Genomic DNA, 12,879 nt, shown 5'->3' on the forward strand with positions numbered 1-12,879 from the left:
ACTGTAACCTTTAATTAACCTGCAACCTGCTGAGCTTCTTGTGAAGTTACTTCTTGGAATCGGATTTCATCGCGACGTGGATCAACTAAGCTGACTTTCAAGCGCAATTGATCACCGGGGCGAATCGATCGTTGTTGAAACACCATTGGTAATTCTAAACCTAGCTCTTCTAGCAACACTAATCCTAAGCCTTCATGCTCTCGCAACCAGCGCAGCATCAGAGCATCCCAAACCTCATCTGAATGTCGGCGGAGATATTCCAAACTCCAGTAGCGATTCGTATGCCGCTCGACAAAGACCGCTTCTTGAACAGCTAAGCCAATATTGATCATCAATTCTTTGACTTCTTCTTCAGAGAAGGGCAGTACATCGCCCCGCAAATGCGCCTTGATCTGAAAATGCGCGAGTAAATCGCTATAACGGCGAATGGGAGAAGTGACTTGTGTATACGTATCTAATCCCAAACTCGCATGACGCGCAGGCGTAATCGTCAATTCGCTCCGAGGCATACAGCGCCGAATCGCACACGATCGTACTGGTCCCGCTGGAAGCTGCAATAATTCCTCATCTGAAGGAAGCTCTGGTTGAGGCTGTCCCCTAAACGGTAATGGCAAACTGTGAGTCTGAGCATAGCGCGCCGCCACTTCACCCGCCAAAATCATCATTTCAGCGACCAATTGCCGAGACATCGAATCGTCTAGAACCTCGATCGTCACTTCTCCGTCATTTTTGACTTTGATCGAAGACTCCGGCATATGAATACTAATCGCGCCTTGAGTCTGCCGCCATGCTGTGCGCTGCTTTGCCCACTTGGCTAATCCTTCGATTTCCGGTTCGCCCTGCACGTTTAAATGCAGCATTTCATCGACATCATCATAGGTCAGACGATACGTCGATCGAATCGAACTCGCATGAATACTGTACTCGTCGATCGCACCCTCTGCGGTCAGGGTCACTGCAAAACTCAACGCACAGCAAATTACACCCGGATTCAAGCTCATCGGACCCGTCGCCAACTCCGACGGAAACATCGGAATCATGCCCGTTGGCAAATAAATCGTTGTAATCCGCTTGCGCGCATCGAGGTCTAACTCATCCCCCGGTACCACCCACCGAGTCGGGTCAGCAATATGAATCCAAATGCGCTCTCGCCCATCAGGTAACACTTCCAAGCTCAAACCATCGTCGATTTCTTTTGTGCTTTCATCGTCGATCGTATAAACCTTTAAGTGTGTCAAATCAAGACGATTGACATCTAAATCTTCAGGTGGGGATTCCAAACGGTGGTGCGCCACTTCCAAAACCTTCTGAGAAAATTGCATCGGAACCTGTGCGCGCCGTAGAAACAAGTTCTCGTGAGGACTCCAAATTCTCAGGTCAACGAGAAGTTGAAAGGCGGCGGGAGAGGTTTCAGGACGCTTTAGAGCAGACATCAGTTCGAGTGCGCTAGCCCGATTGGGAGTTTCTTCGCTGACTGCAAATCGCTCTAACGCATCTAAACGAGGTCGATCGCTGGCTTGCCATTCGACCGTTTCCCCGTCCAAGGCGAATCGGACTCGCTCTAAGAAACTCTGCCATTCGCGTTGGCGTTGAGCTTCCATCTCGATCTGATGCTTTAATTCTGCCACTTGATTCGCAGAACGTGGCTCATAGCGATCGCCCTTCTGCTTAAAGTAAAGCTTATCTTCTGAAAGTAAGTAGTGAGCAGCGTAACACATCGCTGCACTTTTGTCGGAAAACAGCAGTATTGCCATTTCCTCAGGGTTAGTGCTGTCTCCGGTTTCGATAAGAATTTCCCAAGCAACCTCTAGGCTTGAAGGGTCGAGATAAGGCTGCGTCTCTTTGAGAAAACTAGGGATATCCGTCGGTTTAAAACTTTGGTTGGCGACTTCGTAGGTGATTTGTCGCGGGTGAAGCGTATGATTCTGAGAACGATCGTCAATTACGATCCAGTGCTTTTTGCCTTCTGGACGCTCGGCAACAGCGAGACGACGCTCACCATTGACGCGAAATTCGACTAAGGTTCCCTTCTCCATTGAAATCTGTGGGGTGTAACTAGGGTGATCACAAAAGATGGGGAAACGGGGAGCAAGAATCGCGGTGGCACTTCTCCCTATCTCCCCATCTCCCTAAAACAATTCTTTTAGCCTTCTGCGTTGACGAAGGGCAGTAATGCAATCACACGGGCGCGCTTGATCGCAACGGTCAAATCCCGTTGTTGTTTTGCAGTGAGTCCTGTGATTCGACGGGGCAAGATTTTGCCGCGTTCGGTGATGAATTTGCGCAGGAGATCGACATCTTTGTAATCGATCGGATCACCTGGTTTGATTGGAGAAATTCGACGACGGAAATAGCTCATGGAAGTATGTTTGGTAAAAGGTCATTGGGCGGCAGTTATCACTGCGGGCAAAAACTTACCAGCTTTTGCTGACAACCGAGATTCGGTTATTTGATCTCTTTATGAGCCGTATGCTTGTTGCAGTGCGTACAGAACTTCTTCAGTTCTAAACGAGCTGTGGTGTTACGACGATTCTTAGAGGTGGTGTAGCGAGAAACACCGGGAGAACGCTTTGCCGGATTCGTCCGACATTCGGTACATTCCAGCGTAATGATTAGTCTTACGCCTTTATTCTTTGCCATGATTTTTTCACTGACGAGAACGATAAATGTGTCAAGACACGAAGATCTATTATTCCACATCTACAGGGGTTTGGACGGAAAAATTTGGGATTTCAATTCTGGAATCGAGTTACGAAAAGTGCGATCGTAATTTCTGAGGAGATTTTAAGATGGCAACATTAGTTTTGCTTGATTGAATGACAAGAATCTATCTGGATACAAGTGCCTACAATCGCCCTTTCGATGATCAAACTCAACCGAAAATTTTCCTTGAACTTCAAGCAGTCGTAATCATTCTACAAATGGTTGAAGCTGGAATCGTTGAATTAGTTACATCCTCTGTGTTGGAGTACGAAAATAGCCGAAATTCAGATCCGCTCCGGCAAGAAGCGATGACTCGATATCTTCAGCTTGCTGAAATCCGACAAGAAGTGAATGAGGCGATCCAGCAGCGAGCAGAACAACTAGGACATAATGGAGTGAAAGCGATCGATGCACTTCATGTGGCATGTGCTGAGACGGCAAATAGCGATTATTTCATTACTTGCGATAAGCGATTGATTAATCTTGCCAAGCTCTGACGATGAGAGTTGTCAACCCAGCGGATTTTGTATTGGAGATGAGCAGCAATGATTCAAGTGAAGAATGAACAACAAGTTCTTCAGCAGGGGTTACAGATCCTCTTAGCGAATATGGAACCCTCAGAAGTCGCGAAGTTCTGGGCAGCTTGCCATCTGGGAAATGGTGATTATCTTAAGACGAAAGATGTGCTTTTTGATCAGGAATCTGTTGCGAGTCTATATGGAAAAGTTCTGGATTTTCAAGAATCGAACCGCAAAAAATGAAGTTGCCATAACGCTTCTTCTTAAAAATCGAGGTTCCTAATTTCTACAACTAGGAACCTCGATCGTATCTAAATCGCTGCTACAGAGGGCTGTTTCGCAAACGATTTCAGAATTCGTTCTGCCATTTGAGGGGGAGTTAAACCTAACTCCGCTTTAGACTGATCTGGAGTCGCATGATCGACCAGAATATCCGGTACACCAATCCGCGTCACAGGTACAATCACCTCAGCATCCATTAAGGATTCGAGAACCGCAGACCCAAATCCACCTTGCAGACAGCCTTCTTCCAGCGTCACGACTCGCCCAATTTTTTGAGCCAATGGCAGGATCAACTCTTCATCGAGCGGCTTCGCAAACCGAGCATTCACTACAGTTGCTTCGATGCCATGCTCGCTGAGAATTTCAGCCGTTTGCATTGCGGGATAGACCATCGAGCCATATCCAAGCAGCAGCAAATCATCCCCTTGACGGAGAATTTCAGCCTTACCGATCGGTAATTCTTCCCAACCTTCTTCCATCAACGGCACACCATAACCATTGCCGCGCGGATAACGCATCGCGATCGGTCCCTGCGTGTGATTGATTCCCGTGACAATCATGCGCTGCAATTCGGCTTCATCTTTCGGAGCCATCAGCACCATGTTGGGAATCGATCGCAGATAGGCGATGTCATACATGCCTTGATGTGTCGGTCCATCTGAGCCAACAATTCCGGCACGATCCATACAGAAGAACACCGGAACGTTCTGGATACAGACATCATGCACGATCTGGTCGTAAGCGCGTTGCAAGAAGGTGGAATAGATCGTCGCGACTGGACGCATTCCTTCACACGCGAGACCTGCTGCCAAAGTGACAGCATGTTGTTCAGCAATCCCAACATCGATATACTGCTTGGGCACTCGTTTTTGGAAAATATCCAATCCGGTTCCCGTTGCCATCGCTGCAGTGATGCCGAGAATGCGAGGATCGTTTTCAGCCAGCGTGCTTAGGGTTTCGCCAAACACTTTCGAGTAGCTCGGAGGTTTGGGCTTGCTCGAAGGAATCGCTTTACCTGTTGCCAGATTAAATGGCGTTTGGGCATGGTAGCCGACTTGATCTTGTTCGGCGATCGCATATCCTTTTCCCTTTACGGTTGCCACATGCACCAGCACGGGGCCAGTTTGTTTATGCGCTTCTTTAAAGGTTGCGATCAATTCCTCTAAGTTATGTCCATCGACTGGACCCATATAAGTAAAGCCAAGTTCTTCAAACACGGCTCCGACTTTGGGCACTGCCAGTCGCTTCATGCCTTCTTTGAGTCGCGACAACTCTGGAGAAAATGGCATGTTCTTCATTTGTTCCTCAATGTTGTCAGTGAGGAATTGGACAGGCGGGCTGAGCCGCATTTTATTCAAATAGCGGGGAATTGCACCAACGTTGGGCGAAATCGACATTTCGTTATCATTGAGCACCACCAGAAGATTTGTTTTGGGCAAATGTCCTGCATGGTTGATCGCTTCGAGTGCCATACCGCCAGTGAGCGCACCGTCACCGATCACAGCAACAGTTTTGTAATTTTCACCTTTGGCATCGCGAGCCAGCGCCATGCCTAATGCAGCAGAGATGCTGGTGGAAGCGTGACCTGCGCCAAAATGATCGAATTTGCTTTCACAGCGCTTTAGATAGCCTGCAACGCCGTCTTTTTGCCGCAACGTATCGAAATTGGCATAACGACCCGTAATCAGTTTGTGCGGGTACGCTTGATGTCCGACATCCCAGATCACTTTGTCGCGATCGAGATCTAGGGTTTGATAAAGGGCGAGGGTTAGTTCGACAACACCCAATCCGGGACCGAGGTGCCCCCCGATCGCTGCGACCGTTTGTAAGTGCTTTTCGCGAATTTGACGTGCAATTTGCTGAAGCTGAAAAATCGACAAACCGTGCAACTGGTTTGGGTGGGTCAATTCACTCAAATGCATACCGGGGTATCCTTCGGATGACGTGATGTGAGCGGTAGAGGAACTCTACCTCTTATCACTCTAGTCCATCGGGGGTAATGATTCAGAGTACTTGTATGCAATTTGCAACGTTTTCTCTTAACGAAAAGTTAGGGAACCAATGGGGAATCCTGGGAAAGACGTTGCATTGCATACAGTTATGACTTCTCAAACCCTTCGTCTGAAGAAGGCAGTGAAAACAATTCCAGGTTTGAATTATCTTGCCTCTGTTCTTAAGTATGACGGGATGGGGGGATGGGTGTTTCAACGCCCAATTTTGCAGTGGATCTGTGATCCGACTTTGAGACAGCAGCTACCTGGTTTGTATCGCTTCTTTGGAGTCTATTGCCAATGGTTCTTTGACCTCACAGGAGCCGGATATTTACGAGGAGGACATCTCCTTTTTCCAATGGTTGCCAAATTCTCGAACTAGCAGTATCTCAAACTTCAACTTCCAGAATTTACAGTCTTTCTTGATGCGAAGGATTGGCGAATGTTTCCGGTGGTGCATGAATTAATGAGCCATAAGGCAGATACTAAGATTCTGGCGCGCTACTTGAGTGCAGGAGATACCTTTTTGGATATCGGGGCAAATCACGGCAGTTTCTCGATCGTAGCGAGTCAATTAGTCGCGACTCAAGGCAAAGTGATTGCGATCGAGCCGCAGCCAAAACTGGCAAAAGCGATCGAACTTTCACTGTCTGAAAATCGCTTCTCGCCTTTTCAGGTGAATCAAATTGCTGTTGGAGATTCAGAAGGCGAAGTGGAGTTGATGATTCCGAAAGATACATCCGGTGCAGCAGGATTGTATCAAGAACATTCGGGCACTCAGGACTATGAGAAAGTGACGGTGCCCATGAAGCCGTTTGATGCTCTAGATTGGCAGAGTCTTCCGGGCAGAGTGGTGATGAAGCTGGATGTGGAAGGCTGTGAATATCGTTTTCTCAACGGCGCGAGAAAGATGATTGCCGCACGAAAGCCGATTCTGATTATGGAAATCAATCCTGACACATTAAAAGCAGCCAGAACACCCGCAGCAGAAATGAAACAACTTTTGCGCGAATTGGGCTACGTGCAGTATGCAGAGATGCGATCGCTCGATCAAGTTTTGCCGATCGAGCAATTAGATGCTGGAACTTGGCGCAATATTGTGCTGTTTGCAAATTGACCGTTTTATCATGGGTGAAACGCAACGATTTTCACCCATGAAAGACCGCATTAAAGATCTCGCCCTTTCACTTGCGCCTCGCCTCATTGAAATCCGTCGCCATTTGCATAGTCATCCAGAGCTAAGTGGACAAGAACAGCAAACCGCAGTGTATGTCGCTGGGGTTTTGTCGTCTTGTGGATTGCATGTAAAAGAAGCGATCGGGAAAGTTGGAGTCATCGGTGAGCTTTCGGGCGGGGATGATCCGCGACTGCTAGCGATTCGCACCGATATGGATGCATTACCGATTCAAGAGCGCACCGGACTCGAATTTGCGTCTCGACAGCCCGGAATTATGCATGCGTGTGGTCATGATGTACATACGACTGTGGGGCTTGGAACGGCGATGGTATTATCGCAACTAGGTGTTTCTCTTCCAGGAAAGGTTCGATTTCTATTTCAGCCTGCGGAGGAAATTGCTCAAGGCGCGCAGTGGATGGTTCAGGATGGCGCGATGAATGATGTGAATGCGATCTTATCGGTGCATGTGTTTCCCAGTATTCCAGCTGGAAAGATTGGTATTCGATATGGGGCATTGACGGCGGCAGCGGATGATCTGGAGTTAACGATTATTGGCGAGTCGGGGCATGGGGCGCGTCCGCATGAGGCGATCGATGCAATTTGGATCGCGTCGCAGGTGATTACGGCTTTGCAGCAGGCGATTAGTCGGACTCAGAATCCGTTGCGTCCGGTGGTGTTGACGATCGGGAAAATTAGCGGCGGACGTGCGCCGAATGTGATCGCGGATCAGGTGACGATGATGGGCACTGTGCGATCGCTGCATCCTGAGACGAATGACGCGCTTCCGACTTGGATTGAGAATATTGTGTCGAGTGTTTGTCAGACTTACGGAGCAAAGTATGAGATGAACTATCGACGCGGTACGCCTTCGGTGCAGAATGATGCGAAATTGACGAATTTGTTAGAGTCGGCGGCGCGTGAGGTTTGGGGCAGCGAAAGTATTCAGATTATTCCAGAGCCTTCTTTAGGTGCAGAAGATTTTTCGTGCTATTTGCAACATGCGCCGGGGAGTATGTTTCGTTTAGGCGTTGGATTTGCAGACAAGAAAAATTATCCGTTGCATCATCCGCAGTTTGAGGTCGATGAAAGTGCGATCGTGACGGGAGTTGTGACGATGGCGTGTGCTGCATACCAGTATTGGCATCAGTAAGGTTCTTTCTTGTGAGAGAAGCGCGATTGTAACGCGATCGCGAATACTGAAACGAGTTGATTTTAGGAGTATCTAATGGCTTCTTCCACTCGGCTGACTGGATTGGATTTGGTAGATTGTGCCAGAGCGAATGCGAAACAAGGAATCGAAGAGGCAGCAATGCTCTGTGGATATGGTTCGGATTTGAACGGGTTTCGCTCAGAACTGAAGCAGGCTTGCGACCATATGCGGATCGAGTTTCATGAGTTGAGCGATTTGATCAAAGGGGAATCGATTTCAGTGGGATTAGATGGAGTGACTGTGGAGCCAGATTCGTCAGGCGAATTGTAATTCTGTGATTCCAAGATCGCGAGATTTGGAAAGTGTAATCCAGTTGTGAGCGAGCAAATCAAAGGCGCAAATCCTGATTACGATGAAAGCGTCAAATTTTTGATCGTAACGACTCTCAGTTCTGTGACTCGCTCTAAAGCTGTATCGTTGGTCAGAAATACATCACATCCAGCGACGATCGCGGTTGAGATTTGGAGAGCATCAGGCAGTTTCAGATTGTATTTCACTCGAATTTCTGCGGTTTTGCATCCGACTGCCGTATCACTGGGTTGAAAAAAGGTGTTGGTTCCAGAAACAATCACGGCTGTGAAATCTTGCTGGAGTTTCTGTAAGCCCTGACGTGTAGGAAGGATTAAGCACTCTGCTAGTGTGATTGGCGAAGTTACTGCTTGAAAAGTTCCGTTTTGTATTTCTTGGAAAATGGGTTGAACGATCGCAAAATACTGAGCATTTCGCTCAATGTAGTAGATGACTGGAGCAGTATCTAAGAAAATCTTAGTTGCTGCTAAAAAAGCTTGCTCAAATTGCATGACTATCCTCGAAGCATTTCTTCGCGATCGTCCCATTCTTCGCGAATCTGATTCACCCAATCTTGAGCATCTTGACCTTTGAGAAGGTTTGGAGCAATTCCTTCTAGATCTTGCCAAGATTTCTTCGGTTGAGTTTGATTTTCCATGTGTTGAATGTGTTCAATCAGTTGCAATCGCTCTTCGGGTGCGAGTTGAGCAATCTCACTCAAAACTTGCTGGAGTAGAGGACTCATGATACTTCTGAAGTAGGGTTGGCTTAATTGTACTCTGGAAAATTCGGCGATCGCGTTTCAGTCAAAAGGGCAATTGCTATGGCAGATCTCTCTGAAACAATCTCATCTGGCACAATCACAAACACAGAGGTATTAGTTCCTTCGATGCCTTGCTCAGTTGCTTGCCACCATTCCTCAGTTTTTTGGAGCGACTGCCAATCAACCCAAGTTTTCTGATTTTGAGATCGCCAACAGAATGCTTAATTCTCGTGTTGCCTTAACTCTTGTTATGGAAAAAGCCTGTAAATCTCTTTTCGATGAGCAATTCTCTCACAGACCAGGATTTGTGCGTCTTTGTCCAACGTAATTCCAATCCGATAGTTGCCTACACGGATTTTGTATTTGTCAGAATAGCCTTTTAGCTTCTCCAAGTATCCCAATTCAAAAGGATTTTCCGACTCTAGCTCCTCGAAGACAATCGGCTCTACTCGTTCTTGAATCTCTGTTGGCAAATCTGCTAACTCTTTCAGAAATCGTTTTGTGTATTCAACCGCCCACATGCTGCTTGCCTTTGAGCGACTGATAATACTTTAGAGCTTCTTTTTTGGAGAGCCGTTCAGGTTCATCTGAATTTTCCATCAGTTGAACTAGCCCGTAGTTTTCTAGGATTTCTTCAATTTGCTCGAAATCAGAGATCGCAATTTGTACTGCAATAGGCCGTTGATTCTCATCAAGAATGTACTGCTTCTGAATATCTAGCATGTCGATGTGTTCTGGAGAATTTAGTTCTATTATGCACTGCGATCGATAACCTATGAATCACTTCTCATCCCCCAAAACTAATACGATTCTCCTGATAAGAAGGCGGTTCAACGTGAATGATCACCCGCACCGGACTATAACGCTCCATCAGTTTTGCTTCCACGTCTTCTGTAATCTGATGGGCAATTTCAACCTCATTCGTGTCTACAACCAAGTGCATTTCGATAAACGTCTGTCGCCCAACCACACCCCGCGAAGCAATATCGTGACAGTTCAACACACCCGGAACCGACATCGCGATCGCATGAATGGCTTCGGGTGCGATCGCAATTTCATCGACTAACCACGGCAAATTCTGCTTCAGGACTGACCAGCCACTTCGGAAAACGAGAATCGCGACTGGAAATGCTAGGACTACATCTAACCATTGCCAGTTGAATACCCAAATTCCAATCAGCCCTCCTAGCACACTGATCGTCACCCAAACGTCACTCATCGTATGTTGAGCGTCGGCAATCAGAATGGGACTATTCACCCGGAGTCCTTCTCGTCGCTCGTAGAACGTGACAAATAGGTTCACACCTAGCACCAGCAATAACAACCACAATTCCGTACCAGAGATCGCCACAATATGGTTTTTTCCAATGCGCTCGATCGCACTTTGCACAATTTCAAAACAGGCAATTCCCAGAAACGCAGCGACTCCTAAAGCTCCGATCGCTTCATATTTCTGGTGACCATAGGGGTGATCGCGATCGGGCAAAGGCGAAGAGAACCGACTTGAAGCTAATCCCAAAATGTTACTCGCACTATCCGTTAGGCTATGCAGTGCATCAGCAAGTAAACTCAGCGAACCTGTTAGCCAACCGACCACTGCCTTGAGCAGCAAAACAAAGAGATTTAAGAATAAAGTGATCAATAAAACTTTGCGAACTGTCGATCGATTATCGAAAAGCATATCGGTTTAATATTGCTACGATTTTTAGTGTAGATCTGACGCTCAAAAAAAGCTCGAAAGCTTTAGAAATAAGTGCTTTTATCTATTCATAATCTGATTGTTTTCTTACAAGAATTCTCAATATCAAACTGTAATCATGCCATTTCTCGATTAATTGCAAATTTGATTAGTGTACTTGTTGTAAAAAATTGTCAGATAATTGAAAACGACGCATCAAAATGAAAATGTCTCAACTTACGTTAAACCTTGATACTGGCTCAGTCATGTTTCAGTTCACGCCTGAAGCCGCACAGCAATTAAAAACCGCGTTAAATGAATTAATGGGGCGGCTGAAAAATACGGCAACTAAAACAACACCAGGCGGTAAAACCGCACCCCAACCGTCGATGGAATATCGCTACACTGGAGATGTCTTTTTAGAGCTTTTCTGCAATCCCAATATTTGGGCATCTCCGTTTGCTGCTAGAGTGCTCGTGACCTTGCGAGACGATCGAATTCGACTCAACACCGAAGCCGAACTGAGCCGCCTGATTGAGGATGTCAACCAATTTATCGAACAGCAATGAATCGGACGATCGTTTGGTTTCGCCGGGATTTACGTATCAGTGATCATGCACCTTTGCATCGTGCAATCTCACGAGGTGCTGTAATTCCGGTGTTTATCTTCGATCGTGCGCTTTTACATCATCCTGAAACCGGATCAGCGCGAGTCGCATTTATGCTCGATTGTGTACGATCGCTCGATGAGGATTTGCGCGATCGCGGTGGACGCTTAATTCTCAGATTCGGTGATCCGGTTGAACTCTTGCCCGATCTGATTCGCGAAACTGGAGCAGATGGAATCTATGCATATGTCGATTACGAACGCATCTATGGCAGAGTTCGAGATGCCCGATTAAATCAGGCGTTAGTAGAACAAGGTCTAAAAATTCGCTGGTTCGAGCCAAGCGGAGCCGCATCAGAATTGATGGACTATCGCGACTATCGGAAATTGTGGTATCGAGACATGAGTGCAGAAATGCTCTCGACTCCGTTGAACATTCCGACTCCTGAGGATATTGCCAGCGAACCCATTCCGAAACTGACTGATTTGGGTTTAGTTCCCGATGGTAAGTTAATCCCGCCTGCGGGAACGAGTGCCGCTCGCGATATCTTGGGGCAATTTTTGAATGAAAAGCTCGATCGCTATTATTGGCAACTTTCGTATCCCGGTGCAGAAGTCACATCTGGATTAAGCCCACATATCAAATTTGGAGCAATTTCGATTCGAGAATGTTATCAAACTGCACAACGCATTTTGAAATATACGAGCGATCAGAGAATTGAACGAAGTTGTAAGCAGTTTATTTCACGTTTGCGTTGGGGAAGTGGATTTGCCCAACGATTTCGATATTTACCGCAGTTAGAACTACGATCGCTCTATTCAATTTTTGATCAAGACGGATGGGAATTCGATGAAACCCTCTACGAAGCTTGGAAAACAGGACAAACTGGATTCCCGATCATTGATGCGGCTGCAAGATGTTTAGAAGCAACGGGCGGCTGGATGTCGTTAAATTTTCGATCGCGGGCGCTGTATTCTAGCTTTCTTAGCAATTTGATGAATCACGACTGGCGTTATGGGGCGCTGCATTTCATGCGGCATTTAATTGATGGAGATTGCCCGATCGATCATTATCAATGGGCAATGCAAGCCGGAGTGACGCATTGTTTAGATAAAAGTTGGACTCGCATCTATAATCCCGAACAGGCAGCCGTCGATCGCTGTGATCCCGACGGTGCTTTTATCAAAAAATGGGTTCCAGAACTGGCAAAAATTCCGGCGGTTCAACTCGGCTTACCGCCACGAGTGCAAGGCTACCCTCAGCCAATTTTGAACTATCGAGAAGCGCGGGCGCGTCGCGTTCAGCAACTCGAAGAACAGCGATCGAGTTTCCGTCAGCAATTCGACATTTTGCCACATTTGGCTCGTATGCCGAAATCAGTTTTGCCATTTGGAAGCGATCGATTTGAAAGTGAGATTCAATGGGCGCAAAAATCTTCTCCTTCTCTCTTTCCGGCAGCATTGGATTTAGATCAGTTAGATATTGAGCGATCGACTTGGTTGCGATCGTGGTTAGTTGCTCATGTCGAATTCAAACCGCAAAAAACCACGTCTCGTCGAAAAAAATCTCAGCCTGATCCGAACGTCATTCAACTGAGCTTGCTTGAATAGCCGTCCCGTTTTCTCAAGTTCTACACTAAAGATTGAGCCGCTCAATTCAGA

The 12,879-nt window shown here is 46.9% G+C and carries 17 protein-coding genes; 8 read left to right on the plus strand and 9 right to left on the minus strand.

The features are described from left to right. Window positions 1–14: 14 nt before the first annotated feature. The 3 genes from J0L70_RS07795 to rpmG all read right to left on the minus strand — a co-directional run bounded on the left by J0L70_RS07795 (window position 15) and on the right by rpmG (window position 2,640). Complete coding sequence (locus J0L70_RS07795) at window positions 15–2,036, minus strand: ribonuclease catalytic domain-containing protein (RefSeq protein WP_287453943.1); 2,022 nt, start codon at window positions 2,034–2,036, stop codon at window positions 15–17. Between the two features lie 107 nt (window positions 2,037–2,143). Continuing rightward, window positions 2,144–2,359, minus strand: coding sequence for a 30S ribosomal protein S18 (rpsR, locus tag J0L70_RS07800; protein WP_017289818.1), 216 nt, complete (start codon window positions 2,357–2,359; stop codon window positions 2,144–2,146). Window positions 2,360–2,445: 86 nt separating this feature from the next. Further along, on the minus strand, window positions 2,446–2,640 hold the full coding sequence (gene rpmG / locus J0L70_RS07805) for a 50S ribosomal protein L33 (protein WP_071596236.1): 195 nt from the start codon (window positions 2,638–2,640) through the stop codon (window positions 2,446–2,448). Between the two features lie 176 nt (window positions 2,641–2,816). Between rpmG and J0L70_RS07810 the strand changes: the two genes are divergently transcribed. Further along, window positions 2,817–3,200, plus strand: coding sequence for a type II toxin-antitoxin system VapC family toxin (locus J0L70_RS07810; protein ID WP_287453945.1), 384 nt, complete (start codon window positions 2,817–2,819; stop codon window positions 3,198–3,200). Window positions 3,201–3,248: 48 nt separating this feature from the next. Then, complete coding sequence (locus J0L70_RS07815; RefSeq protein WP_017289820.1) at window positions 3,249–3,464, plus strand: hypothetical protein; 216 nt, start codon at window positions 3,249–3,251, stop codon at window positions 3,462–3,464. Between the two features lie 68 nt (window positions 3,465–3,532). Here J0L70_RS07815 and dxs read toward each other — a convergent pair whose 3' ends face one another. Continuing rightward, window positions 3,533–5,425: a 1-deoxy-D-xylulose-5-phosphate synthase gene (dxs, locus tag J0L70_RS07820; RefSeq protein ID WP_017289821.1), complete on the minus strand. Its 1,893-nt coding sequence runs from the start codon at window positions 5,423–5,425 to the stop codon at window positions 3,533–3,535. A gap of 178 nt (window positions 5,426–5,603) precedes the next feature. On the opposite strand from dxs, the gene J0L70_RS07825 reads away from it, so the two are divergent. The 4 genes from J0L70_RS07825 to J0L70_RS07840 all read left to right on the plus strand — a co-directional run bounded on the left by J0L70_RS07825 (window position 5,604) and on the right by J0L70_RS07840 (window position 8,151). Then, window positions 5,604–5,876 (plus strand): hypothetical protein, encoded by a 273-nt coding sequence (locus tag J0L70_RS07825; protein ID WP_287453947.1) that lies wholly within the window; start codon window positions 5,604–5,606, stop codon window positions 5,874–5,876. A gap of 60 nt (window positions 5,877–5,936) precedes the next feature. Continuing rightward, the gene (locus J0L70_RS07830; protein ID WP_287453949.1) at window positions 5,937–6,611 is read left to right on the plus strand and encodes an FkbM family methyltransferase; all 675 of its coding nucleotides are present in this window, start codon (window positions 5,937–5,939) and stop codon (window positions 6,609–6,611) included. Window positions 6,612–6,621: 10 nt separating this feature from the next. Next, the gene (locus J0L70_RS07835; protein WP_316428253.1) at window positions 6,622–7,821 is read left to right on the plus strand and encodes a M20 family metallopeptidase; all 1,200 of its coding nucleotides are present in this window, start codon (window positions 6,622–6,624) and stop codon (window positions 7,819–7,821) included. Window positions 7,822–7,896: 75 nt separating this feature from the next. Further along, window positions 7,897–8,151 (plus strand): hypothetical protein, encoded by a 255-nt coding sequence (locus J0L70_RS07840; protein ID WP_017289824.1) that lies wholly within the window; start codon window positions 7,897–7,899, stop codon window positions 8,149–8,151. A 77-nt stretch (window positions 8,152–8,228) separates the two neighbouring features. Here J0L70_RS07840 and J0L70_RS07845 read toward each other — a convergent pair whose 3' ends face one another. From J0L70_RS07845 to cdf31, 5 genes are all read right to left on the minus strand, one after another. After that, complete coding sequence (locus J0L70_RS07845; protein WP_017289825.1) at window positions 8,229–8,681, minus strand: type II toxin-antitoxin system VapC family toxin; 453 nt, start codon at window positions 8,679–8,681, stop codon at window positions 8,229–8,231. A 2-nt stretch (window positions 8,682–8,683) separates the two neighbouring features. After that, window positions 8,684–8,914, minus strand: coding sequence for a hypothetical protein (locus tag J0L70_RS07850; RefSeq protein WP_017289826.1), 231 nt, complete (start codon window positions 8,912–8,914; stop codon window positions 8,684–8,686). Between the two features lie 266 nt (window positions 8,915–9,180). Continuing rightward, window positions 9,181–9,453 (minus strand): type II toxin-antitoxin system RelE family toxin, encoded by a 273-nt coding sequence (locus tag J0L70_RS07855; protein ID WP_190652783.1) that lies wholly within the window; start codon window positions 9,451–9,453, stop codon window positions 9,181–9,183. Next, on the minus strand, window positions 9,440–9,655 hold the full coding sequence (locus J0L70_RS07860; RefSeq protein ID WP_190652784.1) for a RelB antitoxin-like protein: 216 nt from the start codon (window positions 9,653–9,655) through the stop codon (window positions 9,440–9,442). The genes J0L70_RS07855 and J0L70_RS07860 overlap by 14 nt, the downstream gene beginning before the upstream one ends. 64 nt (window positions 9,656–9,719) lie before the next feature. Then, window positions 9,720–10,613, minus strand: a complete 894-nt coding sequence (cdf31, locus tag J0L70_RS07865) for a CDF family zinc efflux transporter Cdf31 (RefSeq protein ID WP_190652785.1) — start codon at window positions 10,611–10,613, stop codon at window positions 9,720–9,722. A 224-nt stretch (window positions 10,614–10,837) separates the two neighbouring features. On the opposite strand from cdf31, the gene J0L70_RS07870 reads away from it, so the two are divergent. Together J0L70_RS07870 and J0L70_RS07875 are read left to right on the plus strand one after the other, a co-directional pair. Further along, window positions 10,838–11,179, plus strand: coding sequence for a hypothetical protein (locus tag J0L70_RS07870; protein WP_268181350.1), 342 nt, complete (start codon window positions 10,838–10,840; stop codon window positions 11,177–11,179). After that, the gene (locus J0L70_RS07875; protein ID WP_287453951.1) at window positions 11,176–12,828 is read left to right on the plus strand and encodes an FAD-binding domain-containing protein; all 1,653 of its coding nucleotides are present in this window, start codon (window positions 11,176–11,178) and stop codon (window positions 12,826–12,828) included. The genes J0L70_RS07870 and J0L70_RS07875 overlap by 4 nt, the downstream gene beginning before the upstream one ends. Window positions 12,829–12,879 lie beyond the last annotated feature (51 nt).

This window comes from Leptolyngbya sp. UWPOB_LEPTO1 (genome assembly GCF_017302695.1).
Taxonomy (GTDB): Bacteria; Cyanobacteriota; Cyanobacteriia; order Leptolyngbyales; family Leptolyngbyaceae; genus Leptolyngbya; species Leptolyngbya boryana.